The organism is Saccharopolyspora hirsuta (assembly GCF_008630535.1).
In the GTDB taxonomy this organism is placed as follows: domain Bacteria; phylum Actinomycetota; class Actinomycetes; order Mycobacteriales; family Pseudonocardiaceae; genus Saccharopolyspora; species Saccharopolyspora hirsuta.
The window spans coordinates 278,243-304,230 of the sequence record NZ_VWPH01000010.1 but is presented as its reverse complement, the minus strand read 5'-3'; the positions used below and the strand labels follow the sequence as shown (position 1 = coordinate 304,230).

At 72.1% G+C, this 25,988-nt stretch carries 11 protein-coding genes; 9 read left to right on the top strand and 2 right to left on the bottom strand.

The genetic code is table 11. The features are described 5' to 3' along the window. The first annotated feature begins 542 nt into the window (after window positions 1–542). Window positions 543–2,180: an ABC-F family ATP-binding cassette domain-containing protein gene (locus F1721_RS22790; protein ID WP_150068778.1), complete on the top strand. Its 1,638-nt coding sequence runs from the start codon at window positions 543–545 to the stop codon at window positions 2,178–2,180. 138 nt (window positions 2,181–2,318) lie between these two features. Further along, window positions 2,319–3,503, top strand: a complete 1,185-nt coding sequence (locus F1721_RS22785) for a cytochrome P450 (RefSeq protein WP_150068777.1) — start codon at window positions 2,319–2,321, stop codon at window positions 3,501–3,503. Between the two features lie 4 nt (window positions 3,504–3,507). Here F1721_RS22785 and F1721_RS22780 read toward each other — a convergent pair whose 3' ends face one another. After that, complete coding sequence (locus F1721_RS22780; protein ID WP_150068776.1) at window positions 3,508–3,996, bottom strand: DUF4188 domain-containing protein; 489 nt, start codon at window positions 3,994–3,996, stop codon at window positions 3,508–3,510. Between the two features lie 461 nt (window positions 3,997–4,457). On the opposite strand from F1721_RS22780, the gene F1721_RS22775 reads away from it, so the two are divergent. The 3 genes from F1721_RS22775 to F1721_RS22765 are packed head-to-tail and all read left to right on the top strand — an operon-like array spanning window position 4,458 to window position 17,009. Then, the gene (locus F1721_RS22775) at window positions 4,458–13,682 is read left to right on the top strand and encodes a non-ribosomal peptide synthetase/type I polyketide synthase (RefSeq protein WP_150068775.1); all 9,225 of its coding nucleotides are present in this window, start codon (window positions 4,458–4,460) and stop codon (window positions 13,680–13,682) included. Then, the gene (locus tag F1721_RS22770; RefSeq protein ID WP_150068774.1) at window positions 13,675–15,318 is read left to right on the top strand and encodes a phytoene desaturase family protein; all 1,644 of its coding nucleotides are present in this window, start codon (window positions 13,675–13,677) and stop codon (window positions 15,316–15,318) included. Before F1721_RS22775 ends, F1721_RS22770 begins: the two co-directional genes overlap by 8 nt. 2 nt (window positions 15,319–15,320) lie before the next feature. Then, entirely contained in the window at window positions 15,321–17,009 is a 1,689-nt protein-coding gene (locus F1721_RS22765) for a phytoene desaturase family protein (RefSeq protein WP_211840573.1), read from the top strand. A 27-nt stretch (window positions 17,010–17,036) separates the two neighbouring features. Here the strand turns inward: F1721_RS22765 and F1721_RS22760 are convergent, their stop codons facing one another. Continuing rightward, a complete protein-coding gene (locus F1721_RS22760) occupies window positions 17,037–18,227 on the bottom strand; it encodes a cytochrome P450 (RefSeq protein WP_150068773.1) in 1,191 nt (396 codons plus the stop codon). A 374-nt stretch (window positions 18,228–18,601) separates the two neighbouring features. On the opposite strand from F1721_RS22760, the gene F1721_RS22755 reads away from it, so the two are divergent. From F1721_RS22755 to F1721_RS22740, 4 genes are all read left to right on the top strand, one after another. Beyond that, window positions 18,602–19,012 (top strand): Fur family transcriptional regulator, encoded by a 411-nt coding sequence (locus F1721_RS22755; protein ID WP_150068828.1) that lies wholly within the window; start codon window positions 18,602–18,604, stop codon window positions 19,010–19,012. 19 nt (window positions 19,013–19,031) lie between these two features. Then, on the top strand, window positions 19,032–21,257 hold the full coding sequence (gene katG, locus F1721_RS22750) for a catalase/peroxidase HPI (RefSeq protein WP_150068772.1): 2,226 nt from the start codon (window positions 19,032–19,034) through the stop codon (window positions 21,255–21,257). Between the two features lie 141 nt (window positions 21,258–21,398). Beyond that, a complete protein-coding gene (locus F1721_RS22745) occupies window positions 21,399–22,385 on the top strand; it encodes a quinone oxidoreductase family protein (protein WP_150068771.1) in 987 nt (328 codons plus the stop codon). A gap of 64 nt (window positions 22,386–22,449) precedes the next feature. Further along, the gene (locus tag F1721_RS22740; RefSeq protein WP_150068770.1) at window positions 22,450–25,986 is read left to right on the top strand and encodes an AAA family ATPase; all 3,537 of its coding nucleotides are present in this window, start codon (window positions 22,450–22,452) and stop codon (window positions 25,984–25,986) included. Window positions 25,987–25,988 lie beyond the last annotated feature (2 nt).

Below are 25,988 nucleotides of genomic sequence, written 5' to 3'. Positions count from 1 at the left end.
CTCGGGACCCGGGTCGTGCACGTCGATCCCCTCCCAGCAGGTGTTCGGGTCCATCTCGAGCACGTGGGCAGTCGCGCCGTCGTCCCCGCGCCACAGCGAGCGGAGCCGGATGCCCGGGCAGTGGTTGCTGTCCCGGCGGATCGCCGCGGCGCGGGAGCTGCTGGAGACTTCCGGCCTCACGCTGGACGCTCTCCTCGGCGACCAACCTCCACCGGCGCTTCCTCCGCGCGCTGGGCACGACGCCCTACCGCCGGGCGTTCCGGACCCGCTGAAGCGGGGGCCGGTTTAATCCGTTGACGCCCCGTCCGGGCAGGCGGTAGCTTCGCCGTGCTTCTGCTGCCGCCCGCGGGGAGAGACGTTGTTCATCTGAGGTCCTCGAGACGCCGTTGTGCCGTGGCTCGTGCTGAGCCCGGAACCGGTTGCGACCTCTGCGATGTGAGCCGTCTTCCCACCCGTGCACCGGGCGCGGACCTCCGCTGTGTCGCTCGCGGCGTCTCGAACGTGTCGCGCACACCGTTCGATCCGGACTCCGGGAGGTCCTCATGTCATCGTCCCCGCACCAACACCCCGGCGTCGGCTGCGTCGGGCTCAGCTTCGAGTGGCCCGACGGCGGCCGCGTCTTCGACGGCCTGCAGGCCGCCTTCGGGCCCGGCCGCACCGGGCTCGTCGGGCTCAACGGATCGGGGAAGTCCACGCTGCTGAAGCTGCTGGCCGGGGAGCTGACCCCCACCGCTGGTGCGATCCGCGTCAGCGGCGAGATCGGCTACCTGCCGCAGAACGTCGCGCTCGACACCGGATTGCGCGTCGACGAAGCCCTGGGCATCGCCGGGATCCGCGCGGCGCTGCGCGCCGTCCGCGCCGGTGACGTGCGCGAGGAGCACTTCGCCGCGATCGGCGAGGACTGGGACGTCGAGGAGCGCGCGTCGGCCGTGCTCGACGGTCTCGGCCTGGGGCACGTCGGGCTGGACCGGACGATCGGCGAGGTCTCCGGCGGGGAGTCGGTGCTGCTCCGGCTCGCCGCGCTGCTGCTGGCCCGGCCGGACGTCCTGCTGCTCGACGAACCGACCAACAACCTGGACCGCCGGGCCAGGCGGCGGCTGCGCTCGGCGGTCGCGGCCTGGCCCGGGGTGCTGGTCGTGGTCAGCCACGACCGCGAGCTGCTGGCCGAGGTGGACCGGATCGCCGACCTGCGGGACGGCGAGATCAGCTGGTACGGCGGCGATCTCGCCGCGTACGAGGAGGCCGTCTCGGTCGAGCAGGAAGCGGCGCAGCGGATGGTCCGCGTCGCCGAGACCGATCTGCGCAGGCAGCAGCGCGAACTCGTCGACGCGAACGTCAAGCTGGCCCGGCGCAGGCGCTACGGCCAGAAGATGTGGGACACCAAGCGCGAGCCGAAAGCGGTGATGGCGCAGCGCAAGCGCGCGGCCCAGGTGTCGGCGGGCAAGCACCGCATCATGCACGAGACGAAGCTCGCCGAGGCCGCGGAGCGGTTGGCCGAGGCGGCGGAGGCGGTGCGCGACGACGACGAGATCCGGGTCGACCTGCCGCGCACGGCGGTGCCGACCGGGCGCACCGTGCTGACCGCGCGCGAGCTGCGCCTGCGCTACGGGACGCAGGCGCCGGGCGGGTTCGACCTGCACGGGCCGGAGCGGGTCGCGCTGGTCGGGCGGAACGGGTCCGGCAAGACGACGCTGCTGCGCACGATCGCCGGTGAGCTGGCGCCGCTGGCCGGGGAGGCGGTCGTGCACGTCCCGCTGCGCTTCCTGCCGCAGCGGCTCGACGTCCTGGACGAGGGGGCGAGCATCGCGGAGAACGTGGCGCGGTTCGCGCCCGGATCGACCAACAACCGGATCCGGGCCGGGCTGGCCCGCTTCCTGTTCACCGGGGAGCGCGCCGACAAGCCGGTGGCGGAGCTGTCCGGCGGGGAGCGGTTCCGCGCCACCCTCGCTGCGCTCGTGCTCGCCGAGCCCGCACCGCAGCTGCTGATGCTGGACGAGCCGACCAACAACCTGGACATGGCCAGCGCCCGCCAGCTCACCACGGCCCTGGAGTCCTACGCGGGCGCGCTGATCGTGGCCAGCCACGACGTGCCGTTCCTGGAGTCGATCGGCATCACCCGGTGGCTGCTGCTGGACGGGACGCTGCGCGAGACCACCCCCGAGGAGGTGCGGAACACCTGAGACAGCTGCCGAACTCCGTTGCGCCCCAGGGCGTTCACGCCACCGGGCGCGGACTGGTCGGGTGACTCGCGGTGCTCGCCGCCGCGGGGTGGCGGATCATGCCTACCGGCCAGTCCAGCGGAGTTCCAGGAGCGTGAGATGACCGAGGCCCTACCGGAACCGGTGGTGCACCCGACCACGCGCAGCTGCCCGTTCGACCCGCACGACGGGTTGCGGGAGCTGCGCGAGGAGCGGCCGCTGGCGCGCATGCACTGCCCCGGCGGGCGCCGCGGCTGGCTGGTGACCAGCCACGCGCTGGTCCGGGAGGTGCTGGTCGACCCGCGCTTCGGCACCGGCTTGGAACTGCAGTTCTTCCCGAAGATCCCGGAGGTGGAACTGCCGCCACCGGCCGGGATGTTCAGCGTGCTCGACCCGCCCGAGCACACCTGGTACCGGCGCAAGCTCGCGTCCTGGTTCAGCGCCCGCCGGATGCGGGTGCTGGAGGCACGTGTCGAGCAGCTCGTCGGCGAGCGCTTGGCCGCGATGCGGCGCACCGGCGGCCCCACCGATCTGGTGACGTCCTTCGCCGCGCCGCTGACCGACGAGGTGATCGGCGAGCTGCTCGGCATCCGGCTCGCCGACGAGGCGGGTTTCCGCCGGGTCGCCGAGCGGATGCTCGTCCTGGACGGCGAGCCGGGCATTGCCGAGTGGGAGCAGCTGTGCCAGGTGGTGGCGGAGTTCGTGCGGGACAAGGCGGAGCGGCCCGGTGACGACCTGCTCAGCGCGCTGGTCGCCGACGACGAGCTGACCACCGACGAGGTCATCACCATGGGCGTGCTCCTGGTGACCGGTGCGAAGGACACCACGACCACCACCTTCGCGCTGGGCACCTACGCCCTGCTGGTCAACCCGGACCAGTTCGCCGCGCTGCGCGCCGACCCCTCGCTGGCCGAAGCGGCGGTCGAGGAGCTGCTGCGCTACCTGACGATCCTCCAGTTCGGGGTGATCCGGGTGGCGTTGGCCGACGTCGAGCTGCACGGCGAGACGATCCGCCGCGGCGACCTGGTGACCCTGTCGCTGTCGGCGGCCAACCGCGATCCGGCCCAGTTCCCCGACCCGGACCGGCTGGACGTCAGCCGTTCCACGAACGGGCACGTGGCGTTCGGCCACGGCGTGCACCACTGCCTCGGCGCGCAGCTGGCGCGCACCGTGCTGCGCATCGGGTTCTCGGGTCTGGCGCGGGAACTGCCGGGCCTGCGGCTCGCGGGTTCGCCGGACCAGATCTCGATCCGCGACGACACGGTCAACTACGGCGTGCGCAGCCTCCCGGTCGACTGGGACTGACCGGTTACCCGTCGCCGCGCAACCGGTCGGCCGCCAGGTTGGTCCGGCGGTCGACCGGAGCGCTGCCGATGGCCCCGGCCAGGCCGAGGACCGGCATGTCCACGTAGATGTTCTCGTGCGATCGGGCCGGGACGAGGTAGGTCTCGTGCCAGATGCCGACGTGGTGCCCGGCCCGCTTGGCGCGCCGGTGGAAATTGGTCCACATGGGACGGTGCTGCTTGCCGGGGTCCGCGGCGTAGGCGTAGAGCTGCTCGGCCGATTCCCAGTACTGCACGCTCATCACCAGCCGGGGCAGGCGGCGCACGACCAGGTGGCCGAGGTAACCGCTGCCCTGGTCGATGGCGACCTCCCGGATCATCCGCCGGAAACCGGCGACCACCGGTGCCCAGCTGCGCACCGCTGAGAGCGTGTTGATCCGCATGCCGAGCAGGAGCACCACGACGTCCCGGTCGCTGGGTGCGGTGAATCGGCCGATCCTGGGTTGCTCGATCATGCCCGCTCCTCTCTCCCGTCGTGCACAGTACCGAATCGGAGCGATCTCCGATTCCCCTGCCGAGGCGCGGAAAACTGCAACATTTCTTCGCTTTTCCCGGCATATTCCACTTTTTCCACCTGGAAGGAGGAGTCGGGTGGTGGGGTGTTCCGTTCCCCGGTATTGATGTGTGCGGAGATCGTCGGGACGCGAGACGGGGGATTCGATGCGAATCGGGGGAGACCCGCGAGGCGCTCCGAATCCCGTTGCAACCAGCGGTGTTTCGCAGATGCTCCCGACGCGTCCGGCAGGTCGCCCGCCCCGGACCCGGGGACTTCCCGGATGAGCCTGCTGCTCGAGCTCGCACCGGCTCGGTCAGCTGATGCCCGTCGTCCTCCTTCGATCAGTTCGTCGGCCCGTACAAGACATTCGAGTGATCTTTTCATGTTCGCGCCACCGCGCCCGACCTGAGGAATCAAACGATGGTGAATTCGCAGAATCCTGCTCCCGGCACCAAGGTCGCGATCATCGGCATCGGTTGCCGGTTCCCCGGGGACGCCTCCGATCACCGGTCGTTCTGGCAGAACCTGGCCGAGGGCAAGGACTGCATCGTGCCGACCCCGGTGGACCGCTACGACGTGGCGACGCTGGGCAGCCGGGACAAGGCGAAACCGGGGCGGCTGGTCGGCGGGCGCGGCGGCTACATCACCGGGTTCGACGAGTTCGACCCGGCGTTCTTCGGGATCAGCCCGCGCGAGGCCGAGCACATGGACCCGCAGCAGCGCAAGCTGCTGGAGGTCGCGTGGGAGGCGCTGGAGGACGGCGGGCAGCGGCCCGACGAGCTGGCCGGACGCGACGTCGGCGTCTTCGTCGGCGCGTTCACCCTGGACTACAAGATCGTCCAGTTCGCCGACCTGGGCTTCGAGACGCTGGCCGCGCACACCGCGACCGGCACCATGATGACGATGGCGTCCAACCGCATCTCCTACTGCCTGGACCTGCGCGGGCCGAGCGTCTCGATCGACACCGCCTGCAGCTCCTCGCTGGTGGCGGTGCACCTGGCCTGCCAGAGCCTGCGCCGCGGCGAGAGCAGCCTCGCGCTGGCCGGGGGCACGCTGCTGCACATGGCGCCGCAGTACACCATCGCGGAGACCAAGGGCGGATTCCTCTCCCCGGACGGGCGGTCCCGGACCTTCGACGCCGAGGCGAACGGCTACGTGCGCGCCGAGGGCGTGGCGGTGGTCGCGCTGAAGCTCCTCGACGACGCGCTGCGCGACGGCGACCCGATCCACGCGGTGATCACCGCCAGCGGGGTGAACCAGGACGGCCGCACCAACGGGATCACGGTGCCCAACGCCGACGCCCAGATCGAGCTGATCGAGCGGGTCTGCGCGGAGGCGGGCATCGAACCCGGCGCGCTGCAGTACGTCGAAGCGCACGGGACCTCCACGCCGGTGGGCGACCCGATCGAGGCCAACGCGCTGGGCCGGGCGCTGGCGATCGGGCGCAAGCCGGGGGAGCGCTGCTACATCGGCTCGGTCAAGACCAACATCGGGCACACCGAATCGGCCGCCGGGATGGCCGGCCTGATCAAGACCGCGCTGTCGTTGGCGGAGCGCAAGATCCCGCCGCACATCAACCTGAACCGGATCAACCCGGACATCGACCTGGCGGCCCAGCCCTACGAGATCCCGGACCGGCTCACCGACTGGCCCGAGCACGACGGCCCGGCCCGCGCCGGGGTGAACTCCTTCGGCTTCGGCGGCACGAACGCCCACGTCGTCCTGGAGGAGGCGCCGCAGCGGCCGGAGCCCGAGCGGCGGCCCGCCCAGCGCGAGCACCGCATCCTCCCGCTCACCGCGCGGGACCCGGCGGCGCTGCCGGAGCTGGCCGGGCGGATCGCGGAGCGGCTCGACGCGCTCGACCTGGCCGACCTCGGCCACACCCTGGCGCACCGCCGCCAGCACCACGACCACCGGCTGTCCATCGTGTACTCGTCGAAGGACGAGCTGGCGCAGCGGCTGGCCGAGTGCGCGCGCGGCGAGGCGCACCCGCTCGCGCGCACCGGTCAGGCCCGCGACGAGCGTCGGCTGGTGTGGGTGTTCACCGGCATGGGGCCGCAGTGGTGGGCGATGGGCCGCCAGCTGCTGGCGGGCGAACCGGTGTTCCGCGAGATGATCGAGCGCTGCGACCGGGAGATCGCCCGGATCGCAGGCTGGTCGCTGCTGTCCGAGCTCACCGCGGACGAGGCCGATTCGCAGATGGCCGAGACCTGGCTGGCCCAGCCAGCCAACTTCGCCGTCCAGGTGGCGCTGGCGGCGCTGTGGCGGCACCATGGCGTGCGGCCGGACGCGATCGTCGGGCACAGCACCGGCGAGGTGGCGGCGTTCTACGAGGCCGGGGTCTACGACCTGGCCGATGCGGTGCGGATCATCGTCCACCGCAGCCGCCTGCAGCAGAAGCTCGTCGGGACCGGCACGATGCTGGCGGTGAGCCTGTCCGAGGCGGAGGCGCAGCGGCGGGTCCAGCGCTTCGGCGATCGCGTCTCGGTGGCCGCGATCAACGCCCCCGCCGCGTGCACCCTGGCCGGGGACGAGGACGCGCTCGCCGCGCTCGCCGACGAGCTGCGCGAGGAGCAGGTGTTCGCGAAGTTCCTCGCCGTCCGCGTGCCCTACCACAGCGCCCGGATGGACCTCATCAAGGACGAGTTGCTGTCCTCTTTGGACGAATTGCGGCCCGGTCCGGCGCAGGTGCCGCTCTACCTGACCGGTCAGGAGGGCACCGCCGAAGGCCCGGAGCTGGACGCCGGTTACTGGTGGCGCAACGTCCGCGACAGCGTCCGCTTCCGCGCGGCGGTGGACCGCCTCGCCGACGACGGCTACCGGCTGTTCCTGGAGGTCGGGCCGCACCCGGTGCTGGCCCACTCGATCCGGGAATGCCTGCTGGACAAGCAGATCGAGGGCGCCGCGGTGCCGTCCATCCGCCGCGAGGAGGACGAGGCCGAGCGGTTCACCACGTCCCTGGCGGACCTGCACAACCTCGGCGTCGACATCGACTGGGACGTGCTCGAACCCGGCGGCCGCGCGGTGTCGCTGCCGCCCTACCCGTGGCGCCGCGACCGCTACTGGGTGGAGCCCGAGGCGGTGGCCCAGGTCCGGCTCGGCCGCCTCGACCACCCGCTGCTGGGCCGCCGCATGCCCACCACCGAGCCGTCCTGGGAGGCGACCCTCGACGTCGAGCAGGCGCCGTACCTGCGCGACCACCGGATCCAGGGCGACGTGGTGTTCCCCGCCGCCGGTTACCTGGAGATGGCGGCGCAGGCGGTGCGGGCCGTGACCGGCGGCACGTCGGTCGCGCTGGCCGACGTCGAGCTGCGCAAGGCGCTGTTCCTGCCCGAGGACGAGGCCAGGAAGGTGCAGCTGTCCTGCACCGCCGACGCGGAGTTCGCGATCGCCACGGTCAGCGACGACCGGCGATCGGTGCACGCCACCGGGGTGCTGCGCGCCGGTCGCCCGGACCGGCCGCGCGCGCGGCTGGACGCCGACGCGATCCGCGCCCGCTGCCCGCAGCACCTCGACGGCCCGGCCTGCTACGCGGCGCTGGCCGAGCTCGGCTACCACTACGGCCCGGCGTTCCAGGGCATCGAGCAGGTCTGGATCGGACCGGACGAGGCGCTGGCCCGCATCCGGCCGAGCGAGGCGCTCAGCGGCTCCGGCGAGCACCACTTCCACCCGGCGCTGCTGGACGCCTGCTTCCAGACCCTGCTGACGCCGCTGACCGCCGAGGACGTGCCGGAGACCGGCATCCGGCTGCCGCTGTCCATCGCGGAGGTGCGGACCGAGCCGATCGGCGACCGGCCGATCTGGGCGCACGCCCGGATCGTGCGCCGGGACGGCGACGAGCTCATCGGCGAGATCACCGTGCACGGCGACGACGGCGCGGTGCTCGGCCACATCGACGGCTTCCGCGCCGCGGACGTCGAGCAGGCCTCGGCCGGTGTCGCCGCGGCCACCATCGACAGCTGGCTGCTCGCCCCGACCTGGATCCCGGCACCGGACCTCGCCGAACCCCCCGAAGTGCCCGGTGACGTGCTGGTGCTGGCCGATTCCCAGGGCATCGGGCAGGAGTTCGCCGCGCAGGTCACCGCACGGGGCGGCCGCTGCCACCTGGTCCGGCCCGGCACCGCCTACCGGCGCGGCGAGCACGCGTCCGAGGTGGTGCCCGGCAGCGCCGAGGACCTGCGGCGCCTGCTCGGGGAACTGCCCAGACCCTTCGACGCCGTGGTGCACCTCTGGAACCTGGACCGGCCGGAGTTCGAGACCGCCGGTGAACCGGAGCTCGCGCGCCAGCGCACCGAAGGCACCTACTCGCTGATCGCGCTGGCCCAGGCCCTGGCCGCCGAGCAGTCCCGGGCCCGGTTGCACGTGGTCACCCGCGGCGCGCAGGCGGTGACCGCGGACGACGAGGTCGAGCCGCTGGCCGCGCCGTCCTGGGGCATCGGCCGCGTGCTGCGGCAGCAGGAGCTCACCGCCAACCGGGTCACGCTGATCGACCTCGACCCGGCCGGGACCGACGTGCCCGCCGACGCCGCCGCGCTGCTGCGCGAGATCGGCGCCGACGACGAGGAGGAGATCGCGCTGCGCGGCGACCGCCGCCGCACCAGCCGCCTCCGCAGGCCCGACGACCTGCTGAAACCGCTGCCGCTGCGGCTGCGCTCCGACGGCGCCTACCTGGTCACCGGCGCGTTCGGCGCGCTCGGTCGGCTGGCCTGCCGGACGCTGGCCCGGCGCGGCGCCCGACGGCTGATCCTGGTGGGGCGCACCGAACTGCCCGCCCGCGAGCGCTGGCGCGAGGTCGACCCGGACACCCCGATCGGCCAGAAGGTGGCGCTGGTCAAGGAGTTGGAGGCGCTCGGCGCGCAGCCGCTCCTGGTGCCGCTGGACATCACCGATGAAGCGGCCTTCGCGACCTGGCTCGCCGACTACCGGCAGCAGGACCTGCCGCCCATCCGCGGTGCGTTCCACCTCGCCGGGAACGTCGCGGACACGCTGCTGCCGGAGATGGACCGGCAGACCTTCGACGCCGTGCACGACCCCAAGACGATCGGCGCCACCGTGCTGCACCGGCAGCTGCGGGACGAACCGCTCGACCACTTCGTGCTGTTCGCCTCGATCGCCTCGGTGCTCACCACGGCGGGGCAGACGAACTACGCGGCGGGCAACGCCTTCCTCGACGCGCTGGCCCACCACCGGCGCTCGCTCGGGCTCCCGGCGCTGAGCATCGACTGGGGGCCGTGGGCCACCGGCATGATCGCCGACCTCGGGCTGGTCGAGCACTACCGCACCAACCGCGGCATGAGCTCGCTGTCCCCGGAAGCCGGGATGGACGTGCTGGAACGGGTCGTCGACCAGGCGCACGCGCAGCTGCTGGTGGCCACCATCGTCGACTGGCCGGTGTTCCTGGCCTGGTACACCACGCCGCCCGCGCTGGTGGCCGAGCTGGGCGCGGAAGCGGCCGACCGCGCCGAGGCGGGCGGCGGGTTCCTGGAGGAGTTCCGCAACACCGCGCCGGAACAGCGGCGCGACCTGCTCGCCCGGCACTTCACCGGGCTGGTCGCCACCGTCCTGCGGGTGCAGCCCGAGCAGGTCGACGAGAACGCCGGGCTCAACGCGCTCGGGCTGGACTCGCTGCTGGCGATGGAGGTCCGCGCCCGGACCCACGCCGAGTTCGGCGTCGCGCTGCCGGTGGTGGCCCTGCTGGGCAGCTCCCCGGTCGCCGAGCTCGTGGGCCGGCTGCACGAGCAGCTCGACGCGTCCGGCGCCGACGCCGGCCCCGGCGCGGAGGTCGAGGTGTTCCACGACGAGCGGCAGTACCCGCTGACGCAGAACCAGCAGGCGCTGTGGTTCCTCAAGCAGCTCAACCCGGACGGCTTCGCCTACAACATCGGCGGTGCGGTGGAGGTGCGCACCGAGCTCGACCCGGACCTGATGTTCGAGGCGTTCCGCGCGATGCTGGAGCGCCACCCGAGCCTGCGGGCCAACTTCGCGCTCGTCGACGGCGAACCGGTGCAGCGGATCTCCGCGGAGGTCAAGCCGGACGTCGAGCTGTTCGACGTGCAGGACCAGCCCTGGGAGGACGTCTACCAGCTGATCATCCACGAGTACCGCAAGCCCTACGACCTGGAGAACGACCCGCTGATCCGGTTCCGGCTGTTCCGGCGCGGGCCGGACCGGTGGGTGATCACCAAGGCGGTGCACCACATCATCTCCGACGCGATCTCCACGTTCACCTTCATCGAGGAGCTGCTCGCGGTCTACGAGGCGCTGCGCGCCGGGCGCCGCGCCGAACTGCCCCCGGTGGCGGCCACCTACCTGGACTTCCTCAACTGGCAGAACCGGTTCCTGGCCAGCGACGACGCGCGCCGGATGCTCGAGTACTGGCGCACGGCGCTGCCCGCCGAACCGCCGGTGCTGAACCTGCCCACCGACAGCCCGCGCCCGCCCGTGCAGACCAACAACGGCGCCTCGGAGTTCTTCGTGCTCGACGAGGAGCTGACCGCGCGGGTGCACGCGCTGGCCCGCGAGCACGACGTGACGGTGTTCGTGGTCCTGCTCGCGGCCTACACCCTGCTGCTGAGCCGGTACTCGGGGCAGGACGACGTGATCGTCGGCAGCCCGGTCAGCGGCCGCACGCAGGACGAGTTCGCCTCGGTGTACGGCTACTTCATCAACCCGCTGCCGCTGTACGTGGACCTGTCCGGAGACCCGACGGTCGGCGAGCTGCTGGCCCGCACCCGCGAGACCGTCCTCAACGGACTGGACCACCAGGAGTACCCGTTCGTGCTGCTGGTCGACGAGCTCGGCGGCAAGCACGACCCGAGCCGGTCGGCGCTGTTCCAGGCCATGTTCATCCTGCTGGTGCACAAGGTGGCCACCGAGAAGTACGGCTACCGGCTGGACTACATCGAGCTGCCGGAGGAGGAGGGGCAGTTCGACCTGACGCTGTCGGCCTACGAGGACGAGGCGGACGGCCGGTTCCACTGCGTCTTCAAGTACAACTCGGACCTGTTCCGGCCCGCCACGATCCGCCGCATGGCCGGGCACTACCGCAACCTGGTCGAATCGCTGACCAGCACTCCCGCCGCCGAACCCGCCACCCAGGTCCGGATGCTCGACGACGTCGAGTCCGAGCAGCTGCTGGAGAACTTCAGCGGCGCGATCCGGCGGGCGGCCGACGACGTGGCGGTGCACCGCCTGATCAGCCGGGCGGCCGCCGAGAACCCCGACGCGATCGCCGTCTCGATGCCGTCGGAGGCGGGGGAGACGCGGCGGCTCAGCTACCGGGAGCTGGAACGGGAGTCCCGGCGGATGGCGCACCGGCTGCGCGATCTCGGCGTCACCAACGGCGCGGTCGTCGCGCTGTGCATGGAGAAGTCGCCGGAGCTGATCACCACCCTGCTCGCGGTCCTGCACGCCGGTGGCGCCTACCTGCCGCTGGACCCGGACCACCCGGCGGACCGGCTGTCCGACATGGTGCGCGACGCCGGAGCCGTGCTGGCCGTCGTCGACGACGCCCACCGCGATCAGCTGGGCGGCGCGGGCGTCGTGCTGACCCCGGCCGAGCTGCGCGCCGAGGCCGGGCCGGAGGCCGCCGACCGCCCGCTGGACCCGGAATCGCCCGCCTACGTCATCTACACCTCGGGTTCGACGGGCCGACCGAAGGCCGTGCGGGTCAGCCACCGCAACCTGTCCTCGGCCTACCACGCCTGGCACGCGGAGTACCGGCTCGGCGAGGACGTCCACGTGCACCTGCAGCTGGCCAGCTCCGCCTTCGACGTGTTCACCGGCGACCTGGTGCGGGCGCTGTGCTCCGGCGGAACCCTCGTGCTGGTCAACCGGGACCTGCTGTTCAACACCGCCCGGCTCCACGACGTGATGCGCGCCGAGCGCGTCGACTGCGCCGAGTTCGTGCCCGCGGTGGTCCGCGGGCTGGTGGAGCACTGCGAACGCGCCGGGCACCGGCTCGACTTCATGCGGCTGCTGGTCGTCGGCTCCGACGCGTGGAAGGTCGAGGAGTACCAGCGGTTGCGGGAGCTGTGCGGACCGCGGACCCGCGTGGTCAACTCCTACGGGCTCAGCGAGGCCACCATCGACAGCGCCTACTTCGAGGGGCCGACCGACCACCTGGCGCCGGGGCAGCTGGTGCCCATCGGCCGACCGCTGCCCAACAGCAGGCTCTACATCCTCGACCGGCACGGGCGGCCGGTGCCGCCGGGCGTGCCCGGCGAGCTGTGGGTCGGCGGCGACGGGGTGTCCCTCGGCTACCTCGACGAGGAGCTGACCGCGCAGCGCTTCGTCACCCGCACGTTCGGCGGTGAACCGGTGCGGTTGTACCGGACCGGCGACCTGGCCCGCTGGGACGCCGAGGGCACCGCGCACCTGCTCGGCCGGGCCGACTCGCAGGTCAAGGTGCACGGCCACCGCATCGAGACCGGTGAGATCGAAGCGCGGCTGGCCTCCTGGCCGGGACTCGCGCGAGCGGTCGTCACCACCCGCGCCGGAGCCGACGGCGACAACGTGCTGTGCGCCTACTGCGTGCCCGCCGACGGGGCCGCGCTGGACGTGCGGGCGCTGCGCAGGCACCTCGCGGAGTACCTGCCGACCTTCATGATCCCGACCCACCTGGTCGAGGTGGCCGCGCTGCCGCTGACCTCCAACGGCAAGGTCGACCTCACCGCGCTGCCCGAGCCCGAGGTCACCCGCGACGACGCCGACGAGCAGCCGGTGACGCTGTTCGAGGAGCGCATGGCCGAGCACTGGAAGTCCGTGCTGGGCCTGCCGGAGGTCGCGCTGCGCGACGACTTCTTCGAGGTCGGCGGCAGCTCCATCAGGCTGATCGAGCTCATCCACCACCTGCAGCACGAGTTCAACATCAGCATCCCGGTCAGCCAGCTGTTCAAGGTCACCACCCTGCAGGGCATGGCGACCACGCTGGAGCACATCATCACCGGCCGGATCGGCGGCGCCCAGCCCTACCTGACCTTCGGCGACCTCGGCGCCCCGCTGTTCTGCTTCCCGCCCGCCGGCGGGCACGGCCTGGTCTACCGCAAGTTCGCCGAGCACCTGCCGGAGCACCGCGTGGTGGCGTTCAACTACCTGACCGGGGACGACAAGGTGGCCCGCTACGCGGACCTGGTCGAGGACCTGCAGCCCGACGGCAGCTGCGCGCTGCTCGGCTACTCGCTGGGCGGCAACCTGGCCTTCGAGGTGGCCGGTGAGCTGGAGCGGCGCGGCCGGGAGGTCTCCGACGTGATCATCGTGGACTCCTACCGGATCGGCGAGTCCTTCCAGCTCGGCGAGGAGCACCTCGCGGCGTTCGAGACCGAGCTGGCCGAGCACCTGCGCAGGCACACCGGCTCGGAGGTGGTGGCCGCGGAGACCCGCGAGCAGGCCAGGGACTACCTGGACTACAGCAGCCGGACGCCGAACACCGGCACGGTGCGGGCCGCGGTGAGCGTGATCTCCGACGAGCTCAAGGCCGAGCAGTACGCCACCGGCGCCCCGGGCAGCTGGCACGGCAGCTCCGCGACGCGCAGCGACGTGCACCGCGGGTCGGGCGACCACGCCGAGATGCTCGACGAGGCGCACCTGCCGACCAACGCCGGTCTGGTGCGCGGGATCCTGGAAGGAGCGGTCCGCGATGCCTGACAGCGGCAAGCCGAGCGTCCTGATCATCGGCGGCGGGATCGCGGGCCTGGCGGCCGGTTGCTACGCGCAGATGAGCGGGCTGGACAGCCGCATCCTCGAGAAGCACGTGCTGCCGGGCGGGTGCTGCACCGCCTGGTCGCGCGAGGGCTACATCTTCGACTACTGCATCGAGTGGCTGATCGGGACCGCACCGGGCAACGAGGCCAACCAGATCTGGCGGGAGCTCGGGGCGCTCGACGGCAAGGAGATCACCAACTTCGAGGTGTTCAACCGGGTCGTCGGCGAGGACGGGCGGGAGGTGCGGTTCTACCACGACCCGGATCGGCTGGAGCGGCACCTGCTCGCGCTCTCGCCGGGCGACGCGCGGCTGATCAAGTCGTTCTGCCGGGACCTGCGGCGGTTCCTGGACCTCGAGGTCTTCCCGTTCCTGAAGCCACCGCCGCTGAAGACGCTGCCCGAGAAGCTGGCCGTGCTGCGCGAGGTGCTGCCGTCGCTGCTGCTGTTCTGGCGGAACTCGGCGCGGCGGATGGCCGACTTCAGCGCGAAGTTCGAGGACCCGCTGCTGCGGCGGGGGTTCCCGAACGTCTTCTTCCAGGACCACGAGCAGTTCCCGCTGCTGCCGTACCTGTACAACATCGCCTGCGCCCACCACGGCAACGCGGGAATCCCGGAGGGCGGCTCGCTGGGGCTGGCGAGGTCCATCGAGGACCGCTACACCGGGCTCGGCGGCGAGATCAGCTACCGCGCGCGGGTGCGGCGGATCCTGGTCGAGGACGGCAGGGCGGTCGGCGTCGAGCTCAAGAACGGCACCCGCCACCACGCCGATCACGTCATCTCGGCCTGCGACGGGTACACCACGATCTACCGCCTGCTGGGCGGTGAGTACACCACCCCGGAGCTGGACAAGCTCTACGGCGAGCTGCTGCACAAGCCCGAAGCGGTGTACCCGGGCATGATGTCGGTGTTCGTCGGCGTCGACGTCGAGCTCCCGCCGGACACCCCGCACAGCACCACGTACCTGCTCTCCGCGCAGGAGAGCGCGCAGCTGCCGCGGGTGATGCAGGACAGCCTCGTGGTCCAGCTGCGGTCGCGCTACTGGCCGGGCTGCGCCCCGCCGGGCAAGTCGTTGTTCCACTGCACCTACTTCAGCGACTTCGGGTACTGGCGGGAGCTGCGCACCCGCAACCGGCGCGAGTACTGGGCGCAGAAGCGCAAGGCCGCCGACTTCGTCCGGGCCTTCCTGGCGGAGCGCCACCCGGAGATCGGCGGGCGCATCGACGTCGTCGACGTGGCCACGCCGACGACCAACCACCGCTACACCGGCAACCACAACGGCAGCATCCTCGGCTGGATCGGCTTCACCGAGGCCGACGACCTGGCCACCCGGCTGGTGAACCGGCAGCGGATGCGGCTGCCCGGGCTGGCCGGGTTCTCCATGGCCGGGCAGTGGATCGGTGGTGGCGGGCTGATCAAGGCGGCTTCGAGCGGCCGGTTCGCGATCCAGTTCCTGTGCGAGGAGCTCGGCATCCCGTTCCGGGCCTGGGAGAGCCCCGACGACCAACCCTGGCGGCCGGAGATGCTCGGCCACCTACCGCAACTGGACGTCCGCCCGATGCAGCTGACCGAGGAGGCCTGAGGATGTCGCGGCAGAGCATGATCATCATCGGTGGTGGGCTGGGCGGCCTGTCCACCGGGTGCTACGCCCAGATGAACGGGTACCGCAGCCAGATCTTCGAGATGCACGAGATCCCGGGTGGTTGCTGCACCGCCTGGGACAAGGGGGACTTCACCTTCGACTGCTGCGTGAGCTGGTTGCTGGGCAACGGCCCGGGCAACGAGATGCACCAGATCTGGTTGGAGCTCGGTGCCCTGCAGGGCAAGCAGATGCGCCACTTCGACGTGTTCAACATCGTGCGCGGCCGCGACGGCCGGGCCGTCTACTTCTACTCCGACCCGGACCGGCTGCAGGAGCACCTGCTGGAGATCTCCCCGGCCGACGCCAAGCTGATCCGGGACTTCTGCAACGGCCTGCGCAAGTTCCGCAAGCTGCTGTCGGTCTACCCGTTCCTCAAACCGGTCGGCCTGATGGGCACCTTCGAGCGCTGGCGGATGCTGGCCTCGTTCGCGCCGTACTTCAACCTCATCCGCAGGTCGATCGGCACGCTGATGACGGACTACTCCGCCAAGTTCCGCGAACCGCTGCTCCGGGAGGCGTTCAACTTCATCCTCTACGAGAAGCACCCGGCGTTCCCGGTGCTGCCGTTCTACTTCCAGCTCGCCGCGCACGCCAACCGCTCCGCCGGGGTCCCGGAGGGCGGTTCGCTGGGGCTGGCCGAGTCGATCGAGCGCCGCTACCGCGACCTCGGCGGCGAGATCAGCTACAACGCGAAGGTCGAGGAGGTGCTCGTCGAGGACGACCGCGCGGTGGGCGTGCGGCTCAGCGACGGGCGCGAGTTCCGCGCCGACATCGTGGTGTCGGCCTGCGACGGCCGCACCACGACGATGAAGCTGCTCGGCGGCCGCTACCTCACCGACACCCACCGCGAGCTCTACACCAGCACGATCGACGAGCCCGGCAACATCTTCCCGGGCTACTTCGCGCTGTTCCTGGGCCTGGACCGGCCGTTCCCGGACGGCGAGCCGTGCACCACCCACCTGCTCGACGAGGAGGTGGCCGCGCAGCTGACCGGCATCCGGCACCCCAGCATCAACGTCCAGTTCCGCAGCTCGCACTACCCGGAGCTCGCGCCGGAGGGCCGGACCATCGTCTACGCCACCTACTTCTGCGACATCGGACCGTGGCGGGAGCTGGCCACCGGGCCGGAGCAGGCGACCCGGATGCGCAAGGGCGAGCCCCGGCACACCCTCTCGGTGCGCCGCGGCGCCGACTACTACGCCGCCAAGCGCCGGGTCAAGGACGTCATCGTGGACTTCCTCGACGCGCGCTACCCGGGGTTGAAGGACGCCGTCACCGTCCGGGACATCTCCACCCCGCTCACCCAGGTCCGCTACACCGGCAACTACAACGGCACGGTGCTGGGCTGGCAGCCGTTCGTGGAGGGCGGCGAGACGATGGAGAAGGTGATCAAGAAGCACGGGCCGCGGCTGCCCGGCCTGGCGAACTTCTACCTCTCCGGGGTGTGGGCGACCACCGGCGGGCTGATCCGGGCCGCCGCCGCGGGGCGGCAGGTGATGCAGTTCGTCTGCCGCGACGACGGCAAGGAGTTCACCGCGAGCATCGACGACAGCGCCCCCGCCCCGACCCACCTGGTGATCCCGGTGGGCCGGGGGAGCGCCCGGCGGGACCGGGTCGCGGCGGCGAGGTGATCCGGCGGCGCCGGACCACCTCGCGGTTCACCAGGCGATCAGCAGGGACTTCAGCCCGTGGGTCAGGTGACCGGTGCGGAACTCGGGGTCGGCGGCCAGCTTCATCCCGGGGAACCGGTCGAGCAGGAGGGGCAGCGCGATCCGCAGCTGCAGGCGGGCCAGCGGCGCACCGATGCAGTGGTGCGCCCCGTGCCCGAACGCCACGTGCCGGGACGGGGCCCGGGTGATGTCCAGCTCGTCCGGCCGCGCCACGAAGTCCGGGTCGCGGTTGGCCGCGGGGAACGAGCACATCACCAGATCACCCGCGTTGATCACCTGCCCGGCGATCTCGACCTGCCGGGTGGCGACCTTGACCGTGCTGGCGTGCGCGATCGCCAGCCACCGCAGCAGCTCCTCGATCGCCGGGTCGATGAGCTCGGGGTCGCGCCGCAGCCGGTCGAGCTGCTCGGGGTGCTGCAGCAGCGCCAGCGTGCCCAGCGACAGCATGTCCGCGGTGGTTTCGTGCCCCACCAGCAGGAGCAGGCTGACCAGGCCGACGATCTCGGCGTCGGTGAGCTCGTCGCCGTGGGTTTGCGTCACCCGGCCCAGCAGCCCCTCGCCGGGATCGACCCGGCTGCGGGCGACGAGCCGGGCGAGGTAGGCGTGCGATTCGGCGTGCAGCGCCTTGCGCTCCTCGTCGGTGAAGGCGGTGTTGAGGAAACCGTTGGTGTACCGGAGGAAGTCCTCGCGGTCCTCGTGCGGGACGCCGAGCAGCTCGCAGAGGACCAGCGACGGGACCGGGATGGAGAACGCGGTGACGAGGTCGCCGGGCGATCCGGCGCGCTCCAGCTCGTCGAGGTGGTCGTGGACGATGCTGGTGATGCGCGGCTCCAACCGGCTCAGCCGCCGGGCGGTGAACTCCGGCGCGACGGTCCGCCGCAGCCGGGTGTGCTCGGGCGGGTCGACGACGAGCACGTTGCCCGCCTGGCGCATGACGTTCTCGTCCTCCTCCTCGGGGGAGCCGGGTGGCGAGGAGTAGATCGGCAGGACGTTGCTGAAGGTCTCCCAGTCGGAGAGCACCCACCGGACGTCGGCGTAGCGGGTGACCAGCCAGCTGTCCATGCCGAACGGGCTGGTGCTGCGCACCACCCCCTCGCGCCGCCGTATCGCGCTCAGCTCCGGGACCGGGTCGAATCCGTTGCGCTGCATGTGGATCGGGAGTTCCCGGGACAGGCTCATCACGTCTCCTCACTGCGTTTCGAGGGGGGCACCGCGAACATAGCGAACCCGGCGCGTCCCGACATCTACAGTGGACACTTCTGGGTAGATCTCGGCGCAGTCGTTGAACATCCGCGGTGGAGCGGGTACGGGCGGCGGCGGGTGGGGTGGGGGTGCTCCCCCGGATTCTCCTTGCCGCAGGCGCTGTTCCCGGATCGGTGACCGGAGCGGGGGCTCAAGGTGATCGGCGGCGCGTGCGGGGTCGCCGTCCCGGTTCATGATCGTCGATAGTTTCAGTGTTGATAGAAATCATATCGATCCGCGGAACACTCTTGATTCGGTCCAGAAAACCGGCCAGACTGCCGCTCGTGCCGACGACAGCCGATCTCGAGCGCATGCTGCGCGAGGCAGCACTGCGCGTGACCCGGCCGCGGGTCGCGGTGCTGTCCGCCGTGCACGACCACCCGCACGCCGACACCGAGTCGATCATCGGTGCGGTGCGGGAGGTGCTCCCGAAGGTGTCCCACCAGGCCGTCTACGACGTGCTGCGGGCGCTGACCGCCGCTGGGCTGCTGCGCCGCATCCAGCCGATGGGTTCCCTGGCCCGCTACGAAGCGCGGGTGGGGGACAACCACCACCACCTCGCGTGCCGGTCCTGCGGGGTGGTCGCCGACGTCGACTGCGCCGTCGGCGCCGCACCCTGCCTGACCGCATCCGATGCCCGCGGCTTCACGATCGACGAGGCCGAGGTCATCTACTGGGGTCTGTGCCCGGACTGCACTCCCGATCCAGCAAGCAGCACTTGAAGAGCTCGAGAGGAATCCCGTGACTGACAGCACCGACGTCGGCCAGGCGGCCGCGGAGCAGGGTGCCGGGCAGTGCCCGGTGGCGCACGGACGTGCACCGCACCCGACCCAGGGCGGGGGGAACCGCCAGTGGTGGCCGAACCGGCTCAACCTGAAGATCCTCGCGAAGAACCCGCCGGTGGCCAACCCGATGGGCGAGGACTTCGACTACGCCGAGGCGTTCCGCAGCCTCGACCTGCCCGCCGTCAAGCGGGACATCGAAGAGGTGCTGACGACCTCGCAGGACTGGTGGCCCGCCGACTTCGGCCACTACGGCCCGCTGATCATCCGGATGGCCTGGCACAGCGCGGGCACCTACCGCATCAGCGACGGCCGCGGCGGCGCCGGGGCCGGTCAGCAGCGCTTCGCGCCGCTGAACAGCTGGCCGGACAACGTCAACCTGGACAAGGCCCGCCGCCTGCTGTGGCCGGTGAAGAAGAAGTACGGCAGGAAGATCTCCTGGGCGGACCTGCTGATCCTGGCCGGCAACGTCGCGCTGGAGTCGATGGGCTTCAAGACCTTCGGCTTCGCCGGTGGCCGCGAGGACGTGTGGGAACCCGACGAGGACGTCTACTGGGGCCCGGAGACCACCTGGCTCGGCGACGAGCGCTACACCGGTGACCGCGACCTGGAGGAGCCGCTGGCCGCGGTCCAGATGGGCCTGATCTACGTCAACCCGGAGGGGCCGAACGGCAACCCGGACCCGATCGCCGCGGCCCGCGACATCCGCGAGACATTCGGCCGGATGGCGATGAACGATGAGGAGACCGTGGCGCTGATCGCCGGTGGGCACACCTTCGGCAAGACCCACGGCGCGGCCCCGGACAGCCACCTCGCGGCCGACCCCGAGGGCGCCCCGCTGGAGGAGCAGGGCCTGGGCTGGAAGAACTCGTTCGGCACCGGCAAGGGCGCGGACACCATCACCAGCGGCCTGGAGGTCACCTGGACCTCGACGCCGACGAAGTGGTCCACCAACTTCCTGTGGAACCTCTTCAGCTTCGAGTGGGAGCTGACCGAGAGCCCGGCCGGGGCCAAGCAGTGGAAGCCCAAGGGCGGGGCAGGCGAGGGCACCGTCCCGCACGCCCACGACGCGTCCAAGCGGATCGCGCCGAACATGCTGACCACCGACCTCGCGCTGCGCTACGACCCGATCTACGAGCCGATCGCGCGGCGGTTCATGGAGAACCCGGACGAGTTCGCCGACGCCTTCGCCCGGGCCTGGTTCAAGCTGACCCACCGCGACCTCGGCCCGAAGTCGCTCTACCTCGGCCCGGAGGTGCCCGCCGAGACGCTGCTGTGGCAGGACCCGCTGCCGGAGGTCGACCACGAGCTGGTCGACGCCGCGGACATCGCCGAGCTGAAGACCCGCATCCTCGGCTCGGGCCTGGACGTCGCGCAGCTGGTCTCCGCGGCGTGGGCCTCGGCTTCGACGTTCCGCGGCAGCGACAAGCGCGGCGGTGCCAACGGCGCGCGCATCCGCCTGGAACCGCAGAAGGGCTGGGAGGTCAACAACCCCGACCAGCTCGCGACGGTGCTGAGCACCCTGGAGTCGATCCAGGAGTCGTTCAACGCCGCGCAGACCGGCAACAAGAAGGTGTCGCTGGCGGACCTGATCGTGCTCGGCGGGTGCGCCGCGGTCGAGCAGGCCGCCGCGGCCGCGGGCCACGCCGTCGAGGTGCCGTTCACGCCGGGCCGCGTCGACGCGCTGGAGGAGCAGACCGACGCGGAGTCCTTCGCCGCGCTCGAGCCTGCGGCGGACGGGTTCCGCAACTACCTGGGCAAGGGCAACCGGCTGCCCGCCGAGTACCTGCTGCTGGACCGGGCGAACCTGCTCACGCTGAGCGCGCCGGAGATGACCGTCCTGGTCGGCGGGCTCCGCGTGCTGGGCGCGAACTACGACGGTTCCCAGCTCGGCGTGCTCACCGCCAACCCGGGGACGCTGAGCAACGACTTCTTCGTGAACCTGCTCGACCTGGACACCACGTGGCGGCCGACCGCGGAGGACGCGCAGACCTTCGAGGCGCTCGACGCCGCCGGTGAGGTCAAGTGGACCGGGAGCCGGGTGGACCTGGTCTTCGGCTCGAACTCCGAGCTGCGGGCGCTGGCGGAGGTCTACGCCAGCGACGACGCGGCGGAGAAGTTCGTGCGCGACTTCGTCGCGGCGTGGGACAAGGTGATGAACCTCGACCGGTTCGACCTCGCCTGAGGTCGCTCCGCCGGAACCGGGACCCCGTCCGCGAGGGCGGGGTCCCGGTCTTTCGCGGGCGGCGTGCGCCCGGGTCGGACGGCGGCCATCCTTGGACGGACTCGGCAGCGCAGCCTTTCCCCGCGACGGAGGAGCTTTCACATGCCCGCGACGATGACTGCGCTGTTCGGCGGCACCGGCCCCGAGTGGGAGGCGCGGGAGGTCCCGGTGCCCGAGGTCGGACGTGGGCAGGTGCTGGTGCGCGTCCGCGCCGCGGCGCTGAACAACGCCGACGCCTCGGTGCTGGCCGCCGCCGACCCGACGGCTGGCGGCACGGGGGAGGAGTACTGCGCGGGCTACGAGTTCGCCGGTGAGATCGCCGCGATCGGCGCGGACGTCAGCGGCGTGTCGGTGGGCGAGCGGGTGATGGGCACCCAGCCGCGCAGCTTCGCCCAGTACGTGCGCGCCGACCACCGGCACGTCCTGCGGATCCCGGACACCATCGGCCCCGAGGAGGCCGCGTCGCTGCCGACCGGTCTGCTCACCGAGCACGGCGCGCTGCAGCTGGGCGCGTTCCGGGCCGGGCAGTCGGTGCTCATCACCGGCGCCACCTCGGCCATCGGCCTGCTCGGCGTGCAGATCGCGAAGGTGCTCGGGGCGTCGACCGTCGTCGGCACCACCCGGACCGCGTCGAAGGAGGCGCTGCTGGTCAGCGCCGGAGCGGACGTGGTCGTCGTCGGCCCGGGCGACAGCCTGACCGAGGAGGTGCTCGAGGCCACCGGCGGGCAGGGGGTGGACGTCGTGCTCGACCACGTGGGCGGACGGCTGTTCGCCGCGTGCCTCCCGGCCACCCGCGTCGAAGGGCACCTGGTCAACATCGGCCGCCTGGACCGGGCGGAGTCCACCATCAACCTGGACCACCTGTCCTCCCGGCACCTGCACCTGCGGGGCGTGTCGTTCGGGTTCGGCCGCCCGGCCGAGCTGGGCGCGGTGCTCGCCGGGCTGGTCCCGGAGGTGATCCCGGCGGTGGCCGACGGCCGCATCCGACCGGTCGTCGACGAGGTCTTCCCGCTGGACCGGGCGGCGGCAGCGGTCGAGCGGCTGCGCACCGGCCAGGCCCTCGGCAAGATCGTCCTGGCGGTGCCCTGACCGGTCCCGGCCGAGTTCGGGTTCCGCCCCGGGCGGGTTCGGGGCGGAAGTAGTCTGGCCGATCGTGGACCGACCGACGTTGCCCGAGCACCTGCGACTCCTGCTGTCCGACGAACCCGTCCTGGACGTGTACTCGCACGGCCCGTGGCGGGTTCCGGACGGGCTGTACGAGGAGATCTGGGCGCGCGCGGAGGAGCTCAACCGCGACCCGGCGGCCGAGCGGCTGGCCGTGGAGCTGCCGGACTTCTACGCCGAGGGGACCACGATCGTCGGCGCCGAGCTGTGGTGCCTGCTGGAGTTCCTGCTCGGCACGGTGGCGGTGCGCGGCGGCAACTCCGCCGACGTGCAGTGCGAGGCGCTGAGCGGGTTCGTCGCCCAGCCCTGGCCGCCCAACCGCGCCTGGTCCTGGAGCGCGAACACCTCGCTGTTCCGGCCGCCGGCGGAATGGCTGCTCACCGGTGCCGGTGACGACCCGGAGCTGCGCGAGGTGGCCTTCGACCTGGCCCGCCGCTGCCTGGACGTCTTCGCCGGGCTCGAACCCCTGGAACCGCGCCGCCGGGCGCTGATCGCGCTGCACGACCTGCGCGCGGCCGACCCGGCGCTGGCCAAGCAGGACCTGGTCGAGCCGCTCGCGACGCTGCGGGAGACCTGGGCGGAGCGGGCCGACGAGTCGGTCCTGGCGGCGCTGCCCGAGCTCGCCGGGCCGGTCGGCTACCTGGACTGGGCGTGCTCGGGTTTCCTGGCCGCGCACCAGCGGCTGCTGGAGCGGGTGCCGAGCACGTCGAGCGCAGGTCCGGTCCCCGACATCGCCCCCGCCGTGGAGCACGAGGCCGCGCTGGCCCACCTGATGCTGCACGCGGACCTGGTGGAGGTGCCGGTGGAGCTGGCGCTCACCACGGGACGGCCGATGTTCGAGGTCGTGCAGAGCATGTTCGCCGGACTTCGGGAGACCTTCAACGCCGACCGCTGGCACAACCAGGTGCTGGCCTGGCTCGGGCGCGCGGTGCTGGCCGGCGAGGTGGACGTCTGCCGCGCCTGGCTCGACATGGCGATGCGGATCAGCGGCGTGGTGCAGGGGCTGCCGAACGGGGTGGTGACGCCGAGCTGCGACGCCCTGCTCCGCGGTTTCCAGCACCAGCTGCGGGTGCTGACCCGACCGCGCCGGGTGGTCAACCCCCTGGTGGCCAAGCTGACCTCCGGCCAGCAGCTGCACGAGGCTTCCGAGGACCCGGCTGCGGAGCTGGTGGGCCAGCGGGAGCTGGCGGAGGCGGTGCGCACCGAGCTGGCCGACTTCCGGGCGGGCCGGACCGCGGCCGTGCGGATGCTGCTGTCCGGCCCGGAGAGCACCGGCCGGGGCACCGCGGTGCGGCTGCTGCGCGGCGCGCTGCTCAAGGCCGGTGGGCACCGGCAGGAGATGTGGGTGTCCGAGGCCGAGTTCGCCAGCCTGGACGTCAGCAACGCCGTCGTGCACCTGCAGCAGAAGACCTACGGCCTCGGCCCGCGCGATGTGCTGGTGGTGCACGGGCTGGACCAGTTGGCAGGCCTGGAGTGGTCCGCGACCGCGTTGCTGGAGGAGCTGCGGCGGCTGCTGAACCGGCTGCCGGACCTGCACGTCCTCGTGGTGTGCCGGGCCGGGGGAGCGGACCGCGTGGGCGCGGTGAATCCGGCGCTGCTGCAGCAGTTCCGGGTGGCCGAGACCCGCCCGTTCACGCAGGAGGCGCGGGTCGAGCTGTTCCAGCGCGCGGTGGCCCGACGCGGTGCGTCGGTGGCGCAGGCCGCCGCCCGGGAGGGTGCGCGGTTGGCGGCCGTCGGGCAGCAGAACCTGCGCGGCGCCCGGCTGGTCGAGCAGGTGGCCGAGCGCGCCGTCGAAGCCGCCCGGGCCCGCAGCAGCAGCGGCCAGCTCAAGGTGCTGCGCCGGGACCTGCCGAAACCCCCGGCCCGCGGGGCGGATTTCGCCGACTGCGTCGGCCTGGAGTCGGTGCGCCGGGAACTGGACCTGGTGCTGGCCGAGGGGCGCGCCGCGGAGCTGCGCCGCAAGGCCGGGATGCCGGGTGCGGCCCGGCCCCGGCACCTGGTGTTCACCGGTGCGCCGGGAACCGGGAAGACGACCGCGGCCGGGATCCTGGGCCGGATGTGCGCCGACCTCGGCCTGCTGTCCTCCGGGCACCTGGTGGTGGTCGACTGCGCGGACCTGGCCGGGCGACACGTGGCGGAGGCGGCCATCGGGGTGCAGCGCGCGATCGACCAGGCCGCGGGCGGGGTGCTGTGCATCGAGGACGCGGGAACCCTCGCCCGGCCCGGCATCGACGTCGACCAGTCCCGCAACCGAGGGGTGATCGACGCGCTGCTGGCCGGGCTGCAGGCGCGCCCGCAGGACCTGCTGGTGGTCCTGTGCGGCCCGGACGCGGCGGTGAACGGCCTGCTGAAGGCGACCCCGGAGCTGGCGGCCTGCTTCCCGAAGGTGGTGCGCTTCCCGGACCTCACCGATGCGCAGGTCGTGGAGCTGTACGAGCGCAAGGCCGCCGAAGCGGGCTTCACCGTCGCGGCCGGGGTGCCGGAGAAGGTCGGGCGGCTGGTCCGCACCGCCCGGCGCAGCGCGGCGATGACCAACGGCCGCCTCGCCGCGCACCTGCTGGAGCGCACGATCTCCCTGCAGTCCAGGCGGATCCTCGCCGACGAGGAGCCGGGCGCGCTGGACCGGATCGAGGTCGCCGACGTCCCGGACACCCCGGTGGAACCGGTGCGCGCGGACCTCCCGGCCGACCCGATGGCGGCGATCGACGACCTGGTGGGCCTGGAGACGGTGAAGCGCGAGGTGCGCCTGCTGGTCTCGGAGGCCGAAGCGGACCGGCTGCGCCGAGCCGCGGGCCTGGAACCGGGGTCCCGGATGCGACACCTGGTGTTCACCGGCAACCCGGGCACGGCCAAGACCACGGTGGCCAGGCTCATCGCGGCGGTCTACGCCGAGCTCGGCCTGCTGTCCTCCGGGCACCTGGTGGAGGTCTCGCACGCCGACCTGATCGCCCAGTACATCGGGCAGACCGCGCCGAAGGTCCGCGCCGCGGTGGAGCGCGCGCTGGGCGGGGTGCTGTTCATCGACGAGGCCTACGCGCTGACCCCGCCGGACGGGCGGCAGTCCTACGGGCCGGAGGCGATCGCCGAGCTGCTGCGGCTGATGGAGGAGCACCGCGACGACCTGGTGGTGATCGCGGCGGGCTACGAGAGCCGGATGGTGGAGTTCCTGCGCACCAACCCGGGGCTGGCCTCCCGCTTCCCGTCGGTGGTGCACTTCCCGGACTACAGCGAGGCCGAGCTGGTCGCCATCTTCGAGCGGATGGCGGACGGCGCCGGGTTCACCCTCGCCGACGGAGTCGGGGCGCAGGTCCGGCAGATCCTGCGCGCGGCGAAGCGCGACGAGTCCTTCGGCAACGGCCGAGTGGTGCGCAACCTGCTGGACCGGGCGATCGCCCTGCAGGGCGATCGGATCACGTCGGCGGACCACGACGCCGCGGAGGTCCGGCTGCTGCGCCCCGCCGACCTGGCGGGCGTGCGGGTCAGCCAGCTGGCCAGCGGCGACGGCCCGGTCGGCCAGTACCTCTGAGC